Source organism: Streptomyces sp. NPDC004658 (assembly GCF_040609555.1).
Lineage (GTDB): Bacteria > Actinomycetota > Actinomycetes > Streptomycetales > Streptomycetaceae > Streptomyces.
This window is the reverse complement of sequence record NZ_JBEXKG010000094.1, coordinates 1-19,590: the sequence shown is the minus strand read 5'-3', so window position 1 is coordinate 19,590 and position 19,590 is coordinate 1. Positions and strand designations below refer to the sequence as shown.

Annotated in this window: 16 protein-coding genes and 2 pseudogenes; 6 read left to right on the top strand and 12 right to left on the bottom strand. The window is 72.2% G+C overall.

Going from position 1 to position 19,590, the window contains the following annotated elements; genetic code table 11:
• The first annotated feature begins 90 nt into the window (after nucleotides 1-90).
• Entirely contained in the window at nucleotides 91-2,976 is a 2,886-nt protein-coding gene (gene gcvP / locus ABZV94_RS27000) for an aminomethyl-transferring glycine dehydrogenase (protein WP_356344644.1), read from the top strand.
• Nucleotides 2,977-3,030: 54 nt separating this feature from the next.
• On the opposite strand, the gene ABZV94_RS26995 is transcribed toward gcvP, so the two are convergent.
• The 8 genes from ABZV94_RS26995 to ABZV94_RS26960 form a co-directional block, all read right to left on the bottom strand.
• A complete protein-coding gene (locus ABZV94_RS26995) occupies nucleotides 3,031-3,450 on the bottom strand; it encodes a TOBE domain-containing protein (RefSeq protein ID WP_356344642.1) in 420 nt (139 codons plus the stop codon).
• A gap of 28 nt (nucleotides 3,451-3,478) precedes the next feature.
• Nucleotides 3,479-4,741 carry an ATP-binding cassette domain-containing protein gene (locus ABZV94_RS26990; protein ID WP_356344640.1) on the bottom strand — a complete coding sequence of 421 codons (1,263 nt, stop codon included), beginning with the start codon at nucleotides 4,739-4,741 and terminating at the stop codon, nucleotides 3,479-3,481.
• A complete protein-coding gene (gene modB, locus ABZV94_RS26985; protein ID WP_356344637.1) occupies nucleotides 4,738-5,598 on the bottom strand; it encodes a molybdate ABC transporter permease subunit in 861 nt (286 codons plus the stop codon). The genes ABZV94_RS26990 and modB overlap by 4 nt, the downstream gene beginning before the upstream one ends.
• The gene (gene modA / locus ABZV94_RS26980; RefSeq protein WP_356344634.1) at nucleotides 5,595-6,425 is read right to left on the bottom strand and encodes a molybdate ABC transporter substrate-binding protein; all 831 of its coding nucleotides are present in this window, start codon (nucleotides 6,423-6,425) and stop codon (nucleotides 5,595-5,597) included. The genes modB and modA overlap by 4 nt, the downstream gene beginning before the upstream one ends.
• A 189-nt stretch (nucleotides 6,426-6,614) precedes the next feature.
• Nucleotides 6,615-7,022, bottom strand: coding sequence for a helix-turn-helix transcriptional regulator (locus tag ABZV94_RS26975; protein ID WP_356344631.1), 408 nt, complete (start codon nucleotides 7,020-7,022; stop codon nucleotides 6,615-6,617).
• A 144-nt stretch (nucleotides 7,023-7,166) separates the two neighbouring features.
• A complete protein-coding gene (locus ABZV94_RS26970) occupies nucleotides 7,167-9,125 on the bottom strand; it encodes an amino acid transporter (protein WP_356344630.1) in 1,959 nt (652 codons plus the stop codon).
• Nucleotides 9,126-9,365: 240 nt separating this feature from the next.
• A complete protein-coding gene (locus ABZV94_RS26965; RefSeq protein WP_356344628.1) occupies nucleotides 9,366-9,923 on the bottom strand; it encodes a hypothetical protein in 558 nt (185 codons plus the stop codon).
• A 141-nt stretch (nucleotides 9,924-10,064) separates the two neighbouring features.
• Complete coding sequence (locus ABZV94_RS26960; RefSeq protein WP_356344625.1) at nucleotides 10,065-10,595, bottom strand: universal stress protein; 531 nt, start codon at nucleotides 10,593-10,595, stop codon at nucleotides 10,065-10,067.
• Between the two features lie 228 nt (nucleotides 10,596-10,823).
• Between ABZV94_RS26960 and ABZV94_RS26955 the strand changes: the two genes are divergently transcribed.
• Nucleotides 10,824-12,299, top strand: a complete 1,476-nt coding sequence (locus ABZV94_RS26955; RefSeq protein WP_356344623.1) for a glycoside hydrolase family 43 protein — start codon at nucleotides 10,824-10,826, stop codon at nucleotides 12,297-12,299.
• A 144-nt stretch (nucleotides 12,300-12,443) separates the two neighbouring features.
• Here ABZV94_RS26955 and ABZV94_RS26950 read toward each other — a convergent pair whose 3' ends face one another.
• Nucleotides 12,444-12,650 carry a DUF5999 family protein gene (locus ABZV94_RS26950; RefSeq protein WP_356344670.1) on the bottom strand — a complete coding sequence of 69 codons (207 nt, stop codon included), beginning with the start codon at nucleotides 12,648-12,650 and terminating at the stop codon, nucleotides 12,444-12,446.
• A gap of 286 nt (nucleotides 12,651-12,936) precedes the next feature.
• Nucleotides 12,937-13,521 carry a hypothetical protein gene (locus ABZV94_RS26945; protein WP_356344621.1) on the bottom strand — a complete coding sequence of 195 codons (585 nt, stop codon included), beginning with the start codon at nucleotides 13,519-13,521 and terminating at the stop codon, nucleotides 12,937-12,939.
• Nucleotides 13,522-14,089: 568 nt separating this feature from the next.
• Between ABZV94_RS26945 and ABZV94_RS26940 the strand changes: the two genes are divergently transcribed.
• Together ABZV94_RS26940 and ABZV94_RS26935 are read left to right on the top strand one after the other, a co-directional pair.
• Nucleotides 14,090-15,607 (top strand): glutamate--cysteine ligase, encoded by a 1,518-nt coding sequence (locus ABZV94_RS26940; RefSeq protein WP_356344619.1) that lies wholly within the window; start codon nucleotides 14,090-14,092, stop codon nucleotides 15,605-15,607.
• Nucleotides 15,608-15,950: 343 nt separating this feature from the next.
• A complete protein-coding gene (locus ABZV94_RS26935; RefSeq protein ID WP_356344667.1) occupies nucleotides 15,951-16,751 on the top strand; it encodes a type II CAAX endopeptidase family protein in 801 nt (266 codons plus the stop codon).
• Nucleotides 16,752-16,759: 8 nt separating this feature from the next.
• Here ABZV94_RS26935 and ABZV94_RS26930 read toward each other — a convergent pair whose 3' ends face one another.
• Nucleotides 16,760-17,572, bottom strand: a complete 813-nt coding sequence (locus ABZV94_RS26930; RefSeq protein WP_356344617.1) for a PhzF family phenazine biosynthesis protein — start codon at nucleotides 17,570-17,572, stop codon at nucleotides 16,760-16,762.
• 200 nt (nucleotides 17,573-17,772) lie between these two features.
• Here ABZV94_RS26930 and ABZV94_RS26925 point away from each other — a divergent pair, with 200 nt between their 5' ends.
• Nucleotides 17,773-18,408 (top strand): PadR family transcriptional regulator, encoded by a 636-nt coding sequence (locus tag ABZV94_RS26925; protein ID WP_356344615.1) that lies wholly within the window; start codon nucleotides 17,773-17,775, stop codon nucleotides 18,406-18,408.
• A 173-nt stretch (nucleotides 18,409-18,581) separates the two neighbouring features.
• On the opposite strand, the pseudogene ABZV94_RS26920 reads toward ABZV94_RS26925, so the two are convergent.
• Nucleotides 18,582-18,946 (bottom strand): annotated as a pseudogene (locus ABZV94_RS26920) (SRPBCC family protein).
• Nucleotides 18,947-19,191: 245 nt separating this feature from the next.
• Between ABZV94_RS26920 and ABZV94_RS26915 the strand changes: the two are divergent.
• Nucleotides 19,192-19,590, top strand: a pseudogene (locus tag ABZV94_RS26915) (peptidase); the annotation flags it as partial.

Sequence of the window (19,590 nt, the reverse complement as noted above, 5' to 3'; positions counted from 1 at the left end):
TCTCAGGTCGAGATGACAGAGGGGGAGGCCGTCGGGGTACCCGCGCCGTGGTGCCCCTCGCAGGTCGCGTCAGACCAGGAGGCCTCCGCAATGACCGCCCATCGCATTCCGCTCTCCGAACTCGAAGCGGGCACCCCGTTCGAGCAGCGCCACATCGGGCCCGACCACGAGGCGCGGGCCAAGATGCTCGCGCAGGTCGGGTACGGCTCGCTCGACGAGCTGACCGCCGCCGCGGTCCCGGATGTGATCAAGAACGCCGACGCCCTGGACCTGCCGGGCGCCCGCACCGAGGCCGAGGTGCTCGCCGAGCTGCGTTCGCTCGCCGACCGCAACCAGGTGCTCGGCTCGATGATCGGCCTGGGCTACTACGGCACCTTCACGCCGCCCGTCATCCTGCGCAACGTCATGGAGAACCCCGCCTGGTACACGGCCTACACGCCCTACCAGCCGGAGATCTCGCAGGGCCGCCTGGAGGCCCTGCTGAACTTCCAGACGATGGTCGCCGACCTGACCGGCCTGCCCACCTCCGGCGCCTCCCTGCTGGACGAGGGCACCGCCGCCGCCGAGGCCATGGCGCTGTCCCGGCGCATGGGCAAGAACAAGAAGGGCCTGTTCCTGGTCGACGCGGACGCGCTGCCGCAGACCATCGCCGTGATCGAGACCCGCGCCGAGCCGACCGGCGTCGAGGTCGTCGTCGCCGACCTCAGCGACGGCATCCCGGCCGGCATCGCCGAGCGCGAGATCAACGGCGTGCTGATCCAGTACCCGGGCGCCTCCGGTGCCGTACGGGACATCAAGCCGGTCATCGACCAGGCGCACGAGCTGGGCGCCCTCGTCACGGTCGCCGCCGACCTGCTCGCGCTGACCCTGCTGACCTCGCCGGGCGAGCTGGGCGCGGACATCGCCGTCGGCACGACCCAGCGCTTCGGTGTGCCGATGGGCTTCGGCGGGCCGCACGCCGGCTACATGGCCGTCCACGAGAAGTTCGCGCGCAGCCTCCCCGGCCGGCTCGTCGGCGTCTCCGTCGACACCGACGGCAACAAGGCCTACCGCCTGGCGCTGCAGACCCGTGAGCAGCACATCCGCCGCGAGAAGGCCACCAGCAACATCTGCACCGCGCAGGTGCTGCTCGCCGTGATGGCCGGCATGTACGCCGTCTACCACGGTCCGGAGGGCCTGCAGACCATCGCCCGGCGCACGCACCGGTACGCCACCATCCTCGCCGAGGGCCTGAAGGCCGGTGGCGTGGAGATCGTCCACGGCGCCTACTTCGACACCGTCACCGCGCGCGTGCCCGGCAAGGCCGCCGCGATCGTCGCCGCCGCCCGGGACAACGGGGTGAACCTGCGTCTCGTCGACGCCGACCACGTCTCGGCGGCCTGCGACGAGACCACCAACCGGGCCCAGCTGGCCGCCGTCTTCGCCGCCTTCGGCGTCGAGGGCGACATCGAGGCGCTGGACGAGAGCGCCGAGGACACCCTGCCCGAGTCGCTGCTGCGCACCGACGCCTACCTCACCCACCCCGTTTTCCACCAGCACCGCTCCGAGACCGCGATGCTGCGCTACCTGCGCAGGCTGGCCGACCGCGACTACGCGCTCGACCGCGGCATGATCCCGCTGGGCTCCTGCACCATGAAGCTCAACGCGACCACGGAGATGGAGCCGGTCACCTGGCCCGAGTTCGGGCAGCTGCACCCCTTCGCGCCCGCCGAGCAGGCCGAGGGCTACCTCACGCTCATCCACGAGCTGGAGGACCGCCTCGCCGAGGTCACCGGCTACGACAAGGTCTCCCTCCAGCCGAACGCCGGCTCGCAGGGTGAGCTGGCCGGTCTGCTGGCCGTCCGCGGCTACCACCGCGCCAACGGCGACGAGCAGCGGACCGTCTGCCTCATCCCGTCCTCCGCGCACGGCACCAACGCGGCCAGCGCCGTCATGGCCGGCATGAAGGTCGTCGTCGTCAGGACCGCCGAGGACGGCGAGATCGACGTCGAGGACCTGCGCGCCAAGATCGAGCAGTACCGCGACGAGCTGGCGGTGCTGATGATCACCTACCCCTCCACGCACGGTGTGTTCGAGGAGCACGTCGCCGACATCTGCGCCCAGGTCCACGAGGCGGGCGGCCAGGTGTACGTCGACGGCGCCAACCTCAACGCGCTCGTCGGCCTCGCCAAGCCCGGCCACTTCGGCGGCGACGTCTCCCACCTGAACCTCCACAAGACGTTCTGCATCCCGCACGGCGGCGGCGGTCCGGGCGTCGGCCCGGTCGCGGTCCGCTCGCACCTGGCGCCGTACCTGCCGAACCACCCGCTCCAGCCGGAGGCCGGCCCGGAGACGGGCGTCGGCCCGATCTCGGCCGCCCCGTGGGGCAGCGCGGGCATCCTGCCGATCTCGTGGGCGTACGTCCGTCTGATGGGCGGCGAGGGCCTCAAGCGCGCCACGCAGGTCGCGGTGCTCTCCGCGAACTACATCGCCAAGCGTCTGGAGCCGCACTACCCGGTGCTCTACACCGGCCCCGGCGGCCTCGTCGCGCACGAGTGCATCATCGACCTGCGCCCGATCACCAAGGCGACCGGCGTGAGCGTGGACGACGTCGCCAAGCGTCTGATCGACTACGGCTTCCACGCGCCGACCATGTCCTTCCCGGTGGCCGGCACGCTGATGATCGAGCCGACCGAGTCGGAGGACATCACCGAGCTGGACCGTTTCTGCGATGCGATGATCGCCATCCGCGCGGAGATCGAGAAGGTCGGCTCCGGCGCGTGGCCCGCGGAGGACAACCCGCTGCGGAACGCCCCGCACACCGCCGCCGCGCTCGGCGGTGAGTGGACGCACGCCTACAGCCGCGAGGAGGCCGTCTTCCCGGCCGGCGTCTCGGCCGCCGACAAGTACTGGCCGCCGGTGCGCCGCATCGACCAGGCCTACGGCGACCGCAACCTGGTGTGCTCCTGCCCGCCGCTGGACGCCTACGAGGACTGAGCGAGCCGCTGCCGAAGGCCCCGCCCGGGTTCCGGGCGGGGCCTTCGGGCTCTCCTACGCCGTCGCCAGCGCGACCTCGGTGGCCTTGATCAGGGCGACGACGTCGGAGCCCACGAACAGGCCGAGGTCCTCGACCGCGTCCTTCGTGATCGCGGCGGTGAGTTCGCCGCCCTCCACGGCGACCCGGACGGTGGCCATGACCTGGCCGAGCGAGAGCCGGGTGACCGTGCCCCGCAGCTGGTTGCGGATCGACACCCCCGCGATCCGGTTGGCGGCGAGGGAGACCTCCGTCGCCTTCACCAGGGCGGTCACCGGGGAGCCCGGGGCGAGTCCCAGCTGCTCGACGGCTTCCAGGGTGACGGCCGCCATGAGGTCCTGGCCGCCGGTGAGCCGTACTCCGACGGTCGCCATGGCGTCGCCCGGATGCACCTCGGTGACGGTGCCGGGAAGCTGGTTGCGGATGCTCAGGGTCATGGACACCCACCGTAGAGCCCCTGTCCGCTCAGGCCGGGTATGCGTGGGTCTGCGTCGCTTTGACCGTCGCCCAGACCGGCGCACCCGGGTGCAGGTCCAGTTCGGCGGCGGCCACCGTCGTCAGGTCGGCCGCGAGCGGCAGCTCGCCGGTGAGGTCGGCGCGGATCTGGTCGCCGTGCGTCTCCAGACCGGCGACCTCCAAGCGCCACAGGTTGCGGGCGCTGGCAGCGGAGGGCCGGTCCCGGAACAGGGTCACGGCGGACGGCGGGAACGCCACGAAGACCGGTCCCGACAGCTCCTCGGTGGTCGTGATCGCGGGCCCGGAGTCCAGCCGTACCGTGTGCCCCTCGGCCCGCCCCCGGTACAGGTTCAGGCCGACGAGCTGGGCGATGTAGTCCGTGCGGGGGTGCCGGGCGATGTCGGCGGGGGTGCCCTCCTGGACGACCCGGCCGTGCTCCACGACCACCAGCCGGTCGGCGAGCACCATGGCGTCCAGCGGGTCGTGGGTGACCAGCACGGAGACGGCCTCGAACTCGGCCAGGTGGCGGCGGAGCTGTGCGCGGACCTCCAGGCGGGTCCGGGCGTCCAGGGCTGCCAGCGGCTCGTCCAGGAGCAGCAGCCGGGGGCGGGTGGCCAGGGCGCGGGCGAGGGCCACGCGCTGGGCCTGGCCGCCGGACAGGCTGCGCGGCTTGGCGCCCGCGTGGGCCGCCAGTCCCATCCGCTCCAGCCACGTCGACGCCTGGGCGCGGGCCTCGGCCTTGCGCACGCCCCGGCAGCGGGGGCCGAAGGCGACGTTGTCCAGGGCGGACAGGTGGGGGAAGAGGAGGTAGTCCTGGAAGACGACGCCGACCGGGCGGGACTCCGGCGGTGTGTGGGCCAGGGGGGTGCCGTCCAGGTGGAGGTGGCCGTCGGTGAGAGGGGTGAGGCCGGCGAGGGCCCGCAGGGCGGTGGTCTTGCCGGCGCCGTTGGGGCCCAGCAGGGCGAGGACGTCTCCGGGGGCGGCGTTCAGGGTGACGTCCAGGTGGAAGGTGCCTCGGTCGACGACGAGGTGGGCGTCCAGGCCGGGGGTCCCGTGCGGGTCGGTGGCGGGCGGCCGGCCTGCGGGCGGCTCCGGGTTCCGCCGCCGCGCACCATCGGTGCGGGTCGCATCGCCGGGTGCGGGTGGCTCTTGCCGGGCGGGAGCGCCGTCGGGGGCGGGTGGCTCTTGCGGGACGGGAGCGCCGTCGGGGGCCGCGGCCCGGTCCTGGAGGGGGCCGGTGCCGTCCTTCGCCTCGGGGTGGGGAGTCGTCATGACGGTGTCATCCAGCGGTCCCTGAGGGCCGCCAGTACCGCGATCGACACGGTCAGCAGGACCAGGCTGAGGGAGATGGCGGCCTCCGGGTCGTTCTGCAGGGCCAGGTAGACCGCGAGGGGCATGGTCTGGGTACGGCCGGGGAAGTTGCCCGCGAAGGTGATCGTCGCGCCGAACTCGCCAAGCGCGCGGGCCCAGGCCAGCACCGCGCCGGCCGCGATGCCGGGCGCGATCAGCGGCAGGGTGACCCGGCGGAACGCGGTGAAGCGGGAGGCGCCGAGCGTCGTCGCCGCCTCCTCGTAGCGCGGGTCGGCGGCGCGCAGCGTGCCCTCCACGCTGATCACCAGGAACGGCATCGCGACGAACGCCTCCGCGATCACGACCCCGGTGGTGGTGAACGGCAGGGTGATTCCGAACCACGCGTCGAGCCACCGGCCGATGACGCCGTTGCGGCCGAGGGCGAGCAGCAGGGCCACACCGCCGACCACCGGCGGCAGCACCAGCGGCAGGGTCACGAGGGCGCGCACGAGACCCCGGCCGGGGAACTCCGTACGGGCCAGCAGCCAGGCCAGCGGCACCCCGAGGACGATGCTGACGGCGGTCGCCGCGGTGGCGCTGACCAGGGACAGCTGGAGCGCCTGCCACACCTCGGCGCTGGTCAGCTGATCGGGCAGACCGCGCCACGGCGCGCGGACGAGCAGCGCGAGCAGCGGCAGCAGCAGGAACACCAGGGCCAGCACGCCCGGCAGCAGCAGCGGCAGCGGGACCCCGCGCCGGCTCCCCGTGCCGACGCGGCGGCGCGGCGGCCGGCCCGTGCGGGGGCCGGTCGCGGTACCGGGTGTGTCGAGCGGGGTCACGGCTTGAGGAACCCGGCCTCGGTCAGCACCTTCTGGCCCTCGGCGGAGCGCACGAGGGCGATGAACGCCTTGGCGGCCTCGGTGTTCGGCGCGTTCTTCAGCAGCGCGATCGGGTAGTCGTTGACGGCTCCGGCCGATTCGGGGAACTCCACGCCCTCCACCTTGCCACCCGCGGCCTTGACGTCGGTCTTGTACACCACCGCCGCGTCGGCCTCCTTCAGCTCCACCTTGGTCAGGGCGCCCTTCACGTCCTGCTCGTAGGACACGGGCGTGAGCTTGACACCGCTCGCGTCCAGGGCCTTCTGGGCGGCGGCTCCGCACGGCACGGTCTTGTCGCACAGGACGACCTTGAGGCCGGACTTGGTGAGGTCCTTCAGGGAGGAGATCTTGTGCGGGTTGCCCGGTACGGTGGCGATCTCCAACTGGTTGCGGACGAAGGTGACCGGGGTGCCCGCCGTGTCCTTCCTGTCCGTCACGACGGCCATCGTCCGGGGGCTGGCCGCGGCGAACACGTCCGCCGGGGCACCGCCGGTGATGTTGGCCGCGAGGGTGTCGCTGCCGCCGAAGTCGAAGCTGACCTTCGTGCCCTGGTGCTGCTTCTCGAACTCCTTGCCCAGGGCCGTGAAGCTCTCCTTCAGCGAGGCCGCCGCGAACACGGTGACCGTGCCGGACAGCTTCGGGGACGCGGGTGTGCCGGACGAGTCGGTGGAGCCCGACGAGCCCGACGAGTCCGACGAGGAGGAGCAGGCGCTGAGGGCCATCACGGCGGCGGCTCCCGCACCGGCCAGTTGCAGCATCCGGCGGGGCCGGCGCACGGAACGGGTCATCACGGATCTACTCCTCGGTTCTGTCGAACGGCTGTCGCGTCCGGGCACGGCCGAGCGCGGCCGTGCGCCGATGATACTGCCGCATCTGCCAGGGAGAAGTCTCCTGTTGCATCGCATGAGCCGGGTGGTCGGGTACTTGAGCTTGCATGTGCGTTTGTACGGCGGGCCTCGGCCCGAGGTGTGGCGGTGCTACGTGCCCGGCGAGGTCCGGTCGATGTGCACGTTGGTGGACTTCACGCGCGCGGTGGCCTCCATGCCGACCTCCAGGCCCAGCTCCTCCACCGCCTCCCGGGTCAGCAGTGAGACGAGCCGGTGCGGGCCCGCCTGGATCTCCACCTGGGCGGCGACATCGCCCAGCTTGATCGCGGTGACGATGCCGGGGAAGGCGTTGCGGGCCGAGGTGTACGAGGCGTCCTCCTCGGTGGCGCCCGCCTTGGCCAGTTCGACCGAGAACGCGGCGAGGTCTCTGCCGTCGATGAGCCGCCGCCCGGACTCGTCGCGGTGCGTGGCCACCCGGCCGGCGTCGGCCCAGCGGCGGGCGGTGTCCGGGCTGACGCCGAGCAGCCGCGCGGCCTGGCCGATCGTGTAGGACTGCATGCCGGTCACCATAGGGCCAGGCCTCCGGGAACCGTGGACGCGGGTGGGCCGTCGGAGGTACGGCGACCCGTGCCGCGTTTTCAGCACCGCCCCCCTCGTCGGAGGTACCGCCCCCGGCTCAGACCCCCGCCCGTGCGGCTCGGCTCAGCCCGTGTGCACCCGCGGCCGGCGTTCGCGGTCCGGTTCCGCCTCGCGCAGTACTTCGCGGGTGACCGGGGCGACCTCGCCCTGGCCGAAGAGGAAGAAACGGAGGAAGTTGGCGAACGGGCTGCCCTCGGTCCACTCGAAGTAGATGTGCGGGGTGCAGCCGGTGACGTCGCGGACGTGCAGCAGCAGTGCGGCGAGGGCGTTCGGGATGGACGCGGACTCCAGCGTCAGCACCCGGTAGCGGCCGTGCAGCACCTCGCCGCGGACGGTGAGGCCCGCCTCGAACTCGGACGGGTCCGTGACCGTCACCTCGACGAAGACGAAGTCCTCCTGCTCGGGCATGTCGTTGTCGGCGCGGATCTGCTCGATCTTGTCGCGGTACTCGGCCTTGTCCCGGCGGTCCGGCTCGTTGGCGATGAACCGCATCTTGCGGCTGGCCATGTCCCGTATGAAGCGTTCCGCCATGGGATCGAGAGACACGCTGGTCACCCGCAACTCGAAGGCACGGGCCAGCCGGGACAGCAGGGAGACCAGCACGATGCCCGCGATGAAACAGGCACCGATCTTCACACCGTCCGGGCGCTCGATGACGTTGACGACGGTCGTGTAGAGGAACACCACCGAGATCACCGCGAAGGTGAGGGTCCATCCGCGCTGTCCCGCCTTGCGCGCGGCGATGGTCACGGCGATCGCGGCCGAGCTGATCAGCACCAGCACACCGGTGGCGTAGGCGCCGCCCTGCTTGTCGACGTTGGCGTCGAAGATCCAGGTCACCAGGAAGGCGACCAGGGTGAAGACGATGACCATCGGCCGCACCGCCCGCGCCCAGTGCGGAGCCATGCCGTAGCGGGGCAGATAGCGCGGCATCAGGTTGAGCAGGCCGGCCATGGCGGAGGCGCCCGCGAACCACAGGATGGCGATGGTGGAGACGTCGTACACCGTGCCGAAGGCGTTGCCGAGGTACTCGTGCGCGAGGTAGGCGAGCGCGCGGCCGTTGGCCTCGCCGCCCGTCTTGAACTCCTTCTCCGGGATCAGCAGCGTGGTGATGAAGCTGGTGGCGATCAGGAAGCAGCTCATGATCAGAGCGGCGGTGGTCAGCAGCTTCTTGGTGTCCCGGATCCGGCCCGCGGGCCGCTCCTCGGTGTCGCCGGCGTCGCCCCTGACGTGCGGCATGACGGCGACACCGGTCTCGAAGCCGGACAGGCCCAGGGCGAGCTTCGGGAAGACGATCAGCGCGACGCCGATCATCACGAAGACGTTCCCGTGCTCCGTGGTCAGCGCGCTGCTCCAGTCCGTGATCACATGCCCGGCGGTGACGACGTGCCACATGCCGGTGACCACGACGACGAGGTTGAGCCCGAGGTACACGCCCACCAGGGCGACCGCGACCCCGATCGCCTCCAGGAAGCCCTTCAGGAAGACCGCGCCGAGCAGTGCGACGAGGAACAGCGTGATCAGCATCTGCTTGCCCTGAAGGGCCTGCGTCAGATGCGGGTTCTCCACCAGGTGGGTGGAGGCGTCGGCGGCGGACAGCGTGATGGTGATCAGGAAGTCCGTCGCCGCGAAGCCCAGCAGCGTCAGCACGAACAGCTTGCCCTGCCAGAACGACAGCAGCCGCTCCAGCATCGCGATCGAGCCCTCCCCGTGCGGGCTCTCCTCGGCGACCCTGCGGTAGACCGGCAGCGCGCCGGCCAGCGTCACGATGACGAGCACGATGGTCGCCACCGGCGAGAGGAGACCGGCGGCCAGGGCCGCGATGCCCGGCTGGTAGCCGAGGGTGGAGAAGTAGTCGACACCGGTCAGGCACATCACCCGCCACCAGCGCTGTCCCTGGTGCGGGGGCTCCGGCTCGGCGTGGGGTCCGGTGTGGCCACCGCCCTTGCCCATGTCGGAGAGACCCTCCAGCATCCACGCGCGCAGGCGGCTGGTACTGGGAGGGCGCTCGGTCGTGACCATCGGCGTGCTCCTGATGTGCGGCTCAGCTCTTTTCCGGCCATCACCCGGACGGCGGCACCAGCGTAAGCAGAGCGTGACGCCTGGGCCCATGGATCACGGCTCAGGCGGCGTCAAGCTTGCGTTAAGAATGGCCCGCGCGGGCAGAAGCCGCACCAAGAAGGGGAGGCCGGGGAGGGTTTCGGCCGGGCTGGGACCGAGCGCGGGAGTTCGGGACGCCGGCCGGGCGGTGGCCACCGAGCGTCACTCCAGGCCCGACGCCCGGAACACACCGAGGGCCGTCTCGCGGTCCACGCGGCGGGCCAGGCGGTGCAGCGCCGGCGCGCCGCACAGCAGGGTGCCGGCGGCCTCCGAGCCGCGGGCGCCCTCGTCCAGCCGGTACCACAGCTCCGGGTTGCGGATGAGGACCTCCGGATCGATCTCCACCCGGTTGCCGAGGGCGTCGCGCAGCACCAGGCGCCGGGTGACACCGTCCAGCGGGCGCACCGCGGTCAGCAGATCGGTGCGGACGCGGCGGGTGCGGTACAGGCGGCGGGTGGCCAGCCAGCCCGGGCCGGCGGACACGCGCACCGGGAACAGCACGAGGAGCAGGAGCAGGGCCAGCAGGAGCCACAGCCCGCCGCGCCACCAGGTCAGCGAGCCGGCCGTCCAGTCGACGCACAGCAGCAGGGCGAACAGCGCGCCGGCGCAGCGGGCCGACGTGCGCGCGTCCTCGGTCCAGCCCCGGTCGTGCACCACCGTCCCGGTGCCGGACGGGTACGCGCCGGTCGGGTGGGGGCGGGTGTCGTTGCCGTGCTCCATGAGGGAAACGGTAGTCCGCCGGCGCCGTCCCGGGATCCGCCCTTGACGGCGCTCTGACGGCCGGTGGCCGGTTCTTGACGGCACGACAGCGGGCGGCGCCGCAGCCTCGGCACGCGTCCGCGCGTGCCCCGGCCGGCCCCTTCACAACCCTCGCGTGTCGATGCGCAGGTGCCATGTGTTGCGGCGGTGGACGGACAGCAGCTCGGACGCCAGGGGTGACGGCGGCACCGCCAGGACCGGGCAGAGCGCGTGGGCCAGGCAGTGCCGGGAGACCCGGCCGGAGAACGCCCGTTGCAGCCCGCGCCGCCCGGTGCCCACGACCAGCACGTCGTCCTCCCGGTTCGCGATCGTCACCAGTGCCGGGCCGGGGGCGCCGCGTACGACCACGGGCTGCATGGGCACGCCGGGACCCTCCGCGTCGAAGATCTCCTCCAGCACCGAGGCGAGCCGCTGCCTGGCGAGTCGCTGCCACTCCTCGATCAGCAGTCCGCCGGCGGGGGCGCGCCGCGCGGCGGAGTCACCGCCCGGCGGTTCCCAGGCCAGCACGGGCCACAGCTCGGCTCTCAGCCGGCGGGCCAGCGCCGTGGCCCGCCGCAGGGCCGTGACGCTGTTCAGGGAGCCGCTCACGCCGACCACCACTCGCATGACCGCCGAGGCGTCGTATCCGGACATGGCCCATGACTCCACCGTCACCGTTCCGCACGGGCAGTGCGGGGGTGACACCGCGACCGCCGTGACACCCGCGGGCGTGCCCGCTGCGAGGTCCTCGCTTCCTTCCATCCCACTCCCGTGCCGGTGATTCGACCAGCCGGGCGGCACGGGCACCTCCCGCGAACACCCCTCAGGCCATTAAAATTCGGCCTTCATCACGAAACTTTCGACCGCCTCCAGGAGGCGAGCATGCGAACGTACGACAACCCGGTCATCCCGGGCTTCCACCCCGACCCCAGCGTCTGCCGGGTCGGCGACGACTACTACCTGGTGTGCTCCAGCTTCGAGTACTTCCCCGGTGTCCCGCTCTTCCACAGCCGGGACCTGGTGCACTGGCGTCAGATCGGCAACGTCCTCGACCGGCCGGGGCAGTTGGACCTGCCCGACGACGTCCCGGCGTCCGCCGGCATCTACGCGCCGACGATCCGGTACCACGACGGGCTCTTCCACGTCATCACCACCAGCGCGGGCGCCGGCGGCACCTTCCTCGTCACCGCGGAGCGCCCCGAGGGCCCCTGGTCCGACCCGGTGTGGATCGACCTGCCCGGGATCGACCCCGACCTGGCCTGGGACGAGGACGGTTCCTGCTGGGTCGCGATGGCCGGGGTCAGCGTCGCCCGGATCGACCCGCGCACGGGGCGGGTGCTGGAGGGCCCGCTGCCGATGTGGTCCGGCACCGGCCTGCGGGACCCGGAGGCCCCGCACCTGTACCGGATCGGCGACTGGTGGTACCTGCTGCTCGCCGAGGGCGGCACCGCCCTGGGCCACGGTGTCTCGGTGGCGCGCGCCCGCTCGCCGCGCGGCCCCTGGGAACCGGCCCCCGGCAACCCGCTGCTGTCCCACCGCGGCACCGGCCTGCCCATCCAGTGCGCCGGCCACGGCGACCTGGTCCGGGCGGCCGACGGCACCTGGTGGATGGTGCTGCTCGGTACCCGGCCCCGCGGCTGGTTCCCGGAGTTCCACGTCCTCGGCCGGGAGACGTTCCTCGTCCCGGTGGAGTGGGCGGACGGCTGGCCGCGGACGGGCCCCGTCCAGGAGCGGCATCCGGCGCCGGCCGTCTGGGCGCCCGTCGAGCAGCCGCCGGCCCGGGACGACTTCACGGGCACGGTGCTCGCACCGCACTGGATATCACCGCGGCGCCGGCCCGACGGCTGCTGGTCGCTGACCGAGCGGCCGGGCCGGCTCACGCTGACCGCCACCGGTGACAGCCTCGACCGGCCCGGGCACACCTTCGTCGGCCGCCGCCAGCAGCACCACGACTGCCGGGCGGCGGCGTCGCTGGAGCCCGGTGCCGCGCGGGCGGGGCTCTCGGTGCGCCTGGACGAGGCCCACCACTACGACCTGGAGGTGAGCGGGGGCAGCGCGGCCGTGATCGCGCGGATCGGCCCGCTGCGGCAGTGCGTCGCCGAACACCCGCTGCCGGCCGGGCCGGTCACCCTGGCCGTCGACATCCGTGCCACCCGGGACCCCGGGACGCAGCACGGCCCCGACACCCTCACCTTCTCGGTCGGAACCGCCGAGGGCACCGTCCGGCTCGCCGAACTGGACGGGCGTTATCTGTCCACGGAGGTGGCCGCCGGTTTCACCGGCCGTGTCATCGGCATGTACGTCACCGAGGGCCGCGCGGCCTTCGACTGGTTCGAGTACGCGCCCGCCCTGCCGTAGGCGGCACCCTCACGCGGGGAGCGGTGGCGAAAGTTTCGAAGCGGCGGGGACGGGATCCGGCATGGTCGCCTTCCCCCGGACACGCGTCGGGGGCCGGTGCGCACGAGTCGTGTGCGGGCCGGCCCCTCGGGCACTGTGCCGCTCTCAGGCGGCGGTCATCACCTCATCCGCACCGAGCGGGCGGTGCGGGGCGATGATGCGGCCGTCGGGCAGCAGCTCACCGGTGTCCTCGAAGAGCAGGACGCCGTTGCACAGCAGGCTCCATCCCTGCTCCGGGTGGTGCGCCACGAGGCGGGCGGACTCCCGGTCGGCGGATTCGGCTGGCGGGCACGGTGGCTGGTGCTGGCACATGGGCGGGATCTTTCGCTCTGTCGTGATCATGTCCGTCCCCCGTGGTGATGAGTCGGTCGGAGACCAGTGTTGTCCTCTGGGCGTCGTTCCGCAGGGATTTCACAGCACCGCTTCTCACAGGTTCAGGACGCGTCACCCGCGCGGACGGTTCAGTCCAACTGCACTGTCCCTTCGGGTGGTTCGCAGTGGCCGGATGGGACTAGTCCGGATGGCTCCGGGCGGCGGAGTACTCGAAAGACAGTCGTACCCCGCTTCCCTCCCGGGCAGCGGGGTACGCGGGCGTCGGTCAGGCAGGTGAACCGAGCAGCGGGAGAGGAGTGGCCCGATGGGTCAGCACCGGAAGCAACTCGGCGACCGGGAACGGACGGTGCGTCGGAATGCCGGGCGGTGCGGGCGCCAGCGGCACGAGCAGATCGGTGGCGGCGGGATGGCCCTCACTGCCGTCGCCGGAGCAGTCGCCGTGCAGCCACAGGGTGAGCATGTACAGCCCGGGCACGGACAGCAGCCTCGCCTGGTACGGCTGTTGCAGGGCCTCGGCCTGATGCAGGGCGCGTTCGGTGGAGGCGACGTACGGGCCCTCGAAGAAGTGCGAGAAGGCCCAGCCGTCGGGAGTCAGCATGGTCTCGGCCGCGGCCACCGCGCGCTCGCCGCACCGGATCAGAAAGCGCCAGCCGGCCAGCCGGGTCGCGGACAGGCCTTGCGCGGTGATCCGGTCCAGCACGTGGACGGGCAGCGGGAGTTCCGGTGTCGCCGGACCCTGCGCGGCGCGCAGGGAGGGGGTGCGGGCCTCACGGACCGCGGTCGGGGAACCGAGGGCGGTGAGGACGGAGCGCAGGGCAGGCGCGGGGGCAGGGGGCACGTGCAGCGGCATGTGGGTCGCCTCTCATTCGACAGGCGCGGCGGCGCGAGGAGGGTGGGGCGGACGGCGCTGTCAGCTCACGGAAGGCCGGAGAGGTGGGGGCCCGGGTTGGTGTGAAAGAGAGTGCGGATCGCTCTGCCGCCCGTCAACGGGGACGGCAGCGACACCGCGGAAACCAGGACCGAGGCGCCAACCTTCTGCCTTGTGGGCGAAGTTTATACGACGTGTGTTCGGCCGTTGTTTCGTCTATCCGATTCGGGCCGTCCGGGCAAGGCGGAATTGGGCCGTCGATTTGCGGAAATCATCCCGATTTCCGGACCGGGGCCCCGCCGCTGACCTCGCCATACGCACCGGTAACGGTCGGCCGAATGTCGTCGGCGTTTTTCACGAGGTCTGCGGGGCACCCGAAGGTGCGAGTGCGGCATGCCCCGTGAATGTGCCGCCGGGAACATTCCGACAGACTAGCGGGCGGCGGGCCCGCGCGGGACGTTATCGATCGCTTCGGCTGGGCATCATCCCACCTGACCCGGGAGCCAGGCGGCCGGATCGTCGGCCCGCCCATCCGAGGAGGGACACGTCGATGGGGGAGAAGGTCGTGGCAGGGCAGTTCGACCTGTCCGATCGCCAGCGCTACCGCGAAAAGCTCCAGCAGTGCCTGACGGGACTGGAGCGGCTGCTGCGCGACAAGCGATTCGACCGTCCCAAGAATCTCATGGGCGTCGAGATCGAGTTGAATCTCGCCGGGTCGGACGGTATGCCGAAAATGTTGAACGGGCAGGTACTCGAGCGGATCGCCAGCCGCGATTTCCAAACAGAACTCGCCATGTTCAACCTGGAAGTCAACATCGCCCCACACCGACTGGGCGGCCGGGTCTTCGACCGGCTCGCCGAGGAACTGCGCACCTCGCTCGCCTATGCCGACCGGAAGGCCGGCGAGGTCGACGCGGGCATCGTGATGATCGGCATCCTGCCCACCCTCGACCGGGACGACCTGGTCTCCTCGAACCTCTCCGAGGTCGACCGCTACACCCTCCTCAACGACCAGATCGTCGCCGCGCGCGGAGAGGACTTCCGACTCGACATCGAGGGTGTGGAGCACCTCGTCTGCACCTCGAAGTCGATCGTGCCCGAGGCCGCGTGCACCTCCCTGCAACTGCATCTCCAGGTCACCCCGGGGCGGTTCGCCGACGTGTGGAACGCGGCCCAGGCGGCCTCCGCCGCGCAGATCGCCGTCGGCGCCAACTCACCGTTCCTGTTCGGGCACGAGCTGTGGCGCGAGTCCCGGCCCCCGCTGTTCCTGCAGTCCACCGACACCCGGCCGCCCGAACTGCAGGCGCAGGGGGTACGGCCGCGCACCTGGTTCGGGGAGCGCTGGATCACCTCCGCGTACGACCTGTTCGAGGAGAACCTGCGCTACTTCCCGGCCCTGCTGCCGATCTGCGACGACGAGGATCCGCTGGAGGTCGTCGAGGCCGGCGGGGTGCCCAAACTCGCCGAACTCGTGCTGCACAACGGGACGATCTACCGCTGGAACCGGCCGGTCTACGGCATCGCGGACGGCGTCCCGCACCTGAGGGTGGAGAACCGGGTGCTGCCGGCCGGGCCGACCATCACCGACGTGATCGCCAACGCGGCCTTCTACTACGGCCTCGTCCGCGCCCTCGCCGAGGAGTCGCGTCCGGTGTGGACGCGGCTGCCGTTCGCCGCGGCCGAGGCGAACTTCGACGCGGCGTGCCGGTACGGCATCGACGCGCGCTTCGTCTGGCCCCGGCGGGGTCGCTACGGCGGCACCGGCGAGGTCGACGCGGTCACGCTGGTCCGCGACGAACTGCTGCCGCTCGCCTCGGCCGGACTGGACGCGTGGGGTGTGGAGGCCGCCGACCGGGACCTCTACCTGGGCGTCATCGAGGAGCGCTGCCGGCGCCGGGTCAACGGGGCGTCCTGGCAGGCGGCCACCTTCCACCGGGCGCTGGAGAAGGGGCTGTCACGGCAGGCGGCACTGGCGGCGACGACACGGCGGTACGCCGAGCTGATGCACGTGGGGGAGCCGGTGCACACCTGGCCGGTCGGGTTGCCGGAGCCGGTACCGCTGGGCTGACCGCGGGGCCCGGCGGGGCCGCGGTACGGGTTGAGCGCCGGGCCGCGGGGCGGGCTGAGCGCCGGGCAGACCGCCGGGTCGCGACCTGGGGTCCAACGCCGTTGCGGCGCAGAAGAGGCGGCGGCCACAGGCGGGCGGCGGAGCGTGGTGGAGGAGCCGGCGGTGGGCGCCGACGGGTGGTGGGGCGTGTCGGAGGAGCCGGCGGTGCGGGGGCACGGGGTGATGTGAGGCCACGATCAGAGCCCGACCTTTCCGGGGCATCCCGCGCCCTTCACAGTTCCTTCTGCGATCCTTGCCAGGCGAAAGGTGGGCCAGGGGGCCCGTGAGCCGGCTGGAGGCAGGGGTGCAGGTGGAGGCTGACTCGGTGGCCGATTCCGCGGCGCGGGCGCGTGACCCGCGGCGGATCCTGCGGGACGAGACGCTGCTCGTCCTCGCGCTCTCGCTCGGAGCGAGCGGAGTGTCCGCGCTGATCAGCTTCATCGGCTCGGTCACCAAGCCCGGCGGCCTGAAGGACCAGGCGGCCACCCTGAACGCCTCCGCCGCACCGGGCCGCCCCTGGCTGGACCTGGCCTGGCAGCTCTTCGGCATCGCCACGGCGCTGGTGCCCGTGGCACTCGTCGCCCACCTGTTGCTGCGCGAGGGCGCGAGCCTGCGCACCCTCGGCTTCGACCGCACCCGCCCCTGGCCCGACCTGGCCCGGGGTGCCGGCATCGCGGCCGTGATCGGCAGCACCGGGATCGCCTTCTACCTCGCTGCCCGGGGCCTCGGCTTCAACCTCACCGTCGTACCCGAGGCGCTGCCGGACGTGTGGTGGAAGTACCCGGTGCTGATCCTGTCCGCGCTGCAGAACGCGATCCTCGAAGAGGTGATCGTCGTCGGCTACCTGCTGCGCAGGCTGGGCGGGCTGGGGTGGACCCCGGGGACCGCGCTGGTGGCCAGCGCGGTCCTGCGCGGCTCCTACCACCTCTACCAGGGCATCGGCGGCTTCCTCGGCAACATGGTGATGGGCGTGGTGTTCGTGTGCCTGTACCGCCGCTGGGGCCGGGTCGGGCCGCTGGTCGTCGCCCACTCCCTGCTCGACATCGGCGCGTTCGTCGGCTACGCCCTCCTCGCGGGCAAGGTGGGCTGGCTGCCGACCGCCTGAGCGGCTCCTCAGGCGCGCAGTTCGCCGTCGACGACCGTCACCGCCGAGCCGGTGAGCAGGGTGCGTTCGCCCCGCAGGCCGGTGCGGACCAGCCCGGTGCGGCGTGAGGCCTGGAGCCCGGTGAGGTCGTCGCGGCCGAGGCGGGCGGACCAGTGAGGGGCGAGCGCCGTGTGGGCGCTGCCGGTCACCGGGTCCTCGTCGATGCCGACGTTCGGGAAGAAGCAGCGGGACACGAAGTCGTAGCCACGGGGCGGGGCGTCGGCGCGGGCGGTGGCGATGATGCCGCGGGAGGAGTAGGCGCCGAGGGCCCGGTGGTCGGGGGAGAGACCGAGCACGGTCTTCTCGTCGGCCAGCTCCACCAGCAGGTCGCCGACGTCGGGGCCGGTGTCGAACGCGGCGACCGGCTCCGCGCCCAGCGCCTCGGCGACCCCGGCCGGAATCTCCACCGGGCTGAGCGGGGCGGTCGGGAAGTCGAGGGTGATCGAACCGTCCGCGCCGGGCGTGGCGGTCAGCACACCGCTGCGGGTGGCGAACCGCACCGGACCCTCATGGGCGCCGGTGGTGTGCAGGACGTGGGCGGTGGCGAGGGTGGCGTGGCCGCACATGGCGACCTCCGTGACGGGCGTGAACCAGCGCAGCGCCCAGTCCGCCTCGCCGCCCTCGGGCAGCCGGTGCGCGAACGCCGTCTCGGCGTGGTTGATCTCCATGGCGACGTTCTGGAGCCAGTCGTCGTCCGGGAAGACGTCGTCCAGGAGCAGGACTCCGGCCGGGTTGCCGGCGAAGGGGCGGTCGGTGAAGGCGTCGACGATTCGGATGCGCATGGCGCAGACGCTAGCGGCAGCGACGGCCCGCGGACCAAGTCCAATGCGCGGACGCCGGACTGATTTCGCCGCATCGGCACGACCGGCCCCCACGGCCGGAAAGGGGGTTGTCGTGCGATCGGTTCCGATATATCGTCGAGTCATCGCGAACGTTATGCGATGCAGATGCGACAGATCAACGATGGAATGGAGTGATCGTGATGCGCACCCACGGTTTCGAGCACGGACACCGGCACGAGGGTCCCGGCCGGCGGGGCATGGTGGGCTTCGGCGGCTTCGAGGGAGGGCGCGCCGCCTTCGGGCCCTTCGGCCCGGGCGGTCCGGGCTTCGGTCCGGGCGGACCCGGTTTCGGACCGGGCCCCTGGGGGCCACGCGGACGGGGCGGTCCGCGCGGGCGGGCGCGGCGCGGTGACGTACGCGCCTCGATCCTGGCCCTGCTCAAGGACCGGCCCATGCACGGCTACGAGATGATCCAGGAGATCGCCGAACGCAGCGGCGGCGCCTGGAAGCCCAGCCCCGGCTCGGTCTACCCGACCCTCCAACTGCTGGAGGACGAGGGGCTGATCACCAGTCAGAGCGAGGGCGGCAAGAAGCTGTTCTCCCTGACCGAGAGCGGACGCGCCGCCGCCGACGAGGGGCCGGACGCCCCCTGGGAGGAGGCCTCGCGCGGGGTCGACTGGGAGGCCCTCACCGAGATCCGCCAGGCCGGCTTCGGGCTGATGGAGGCCTTCGGCCAGGTCTGGAAGACCGGCAGCAAGGAGCAGCGAGAGAAGGCGCTCGCCGTCATCAACGACGCCCGCAAGAAGCTGTACCTCATCCTCGCCGACGAGCACTGAGCCTCGGAGGACAACCGCCGTCGCCGGTACGGCGGTCCGGGCGCCCCGCGACATCCGCGCGGGGCGCCTTCGCATCTCCCGGCACAGGAGGAAGCCTGTCCCGGCTCAAGGGGACAAGGTGCCTTTCCGGCCAAGGGGGCCTGCCCGTCCCGACCCAAAGGGCCTGCCCGGGCTCAGGCCACCAGGCCGTCCAGCTTGCGCAGCGACTCGTTCAGGGCGGCCGTCGCCGAGTCCTTGAGCTTGCCCGCGATCAACGACACCGCGGCCCCGGTGAACTCCCCGTCGATCCGGAGCCTCGTGGCGTCCCCGTCCGGCGTCAGCGTGTAGCGGGTGGCCACGGTCACCGCCATCGGGCCCTTGCCGCGGATGGCGAACACCCGGGCGGGTTGAAGCTCCTCGATGGTCCAGTCGACCTCCGCCGGAAAGCCCATCAGCTTCATGTTCTCCTGGAACGTGCCGCCCCCGGCCAGTCGGTGAGCTGGGCCCACACCTTCTCGGCCGGCGCCTGGATGCGTGCCTCCCCGCTGACTCCGGCCATTGCGACCACCCCTCCGTGTCGGGCGTATCGGGCTACGGTGTCGCGGACCGTAGCCTCAGGGGCGCGAACATTCAGGACTGATGAACTGTCAGAAACGTGGCCCGGCGATGCCGCTCTCGCACCCGAACGGTCAGATCTCCTCCGTAAGGATGAGATCCGGGCCGGCGATGTCCACTCCGCGTGGGACGCGAAAATGGTTCCCCTCGTGGATGCCCCGTCCCGTTGAGGCTGATGAGGTAGGGGATGTGCAACCCCGTACAGCCCACCGGACCGCCGATGACGGAGCGGTTCCGTACCCGGTCGGCGCTGCCGGGCTCGGTGCCGAGCTGGCAGTGGTGATCGCCGCTGCCCGCCGCAGGGCCGTCCGGGACAGGGACCGGCACACCGACACCGCCCACCTACTGCACGCCCTGCTGGAACACGACCCCGGGGCCCGCGCCGCCGTCGGCGGCCCGCAGCGGCTCGCCCGGCTCCTCGGCTACCTGGTCCAGCGCAGCATCGGTTACGGACTGCGCTGGCAGAGCAGCGTGGAGGACTCCGGCGCGATGCCCCTCGTCCCCGCTCCGGCCGGCCCCGCCGCCGACTCCGCGGGCCCCGCCGGCCCGGACGGTTCCGGCAAGGGCGCCGAGGGCTGGTCCCCCGCC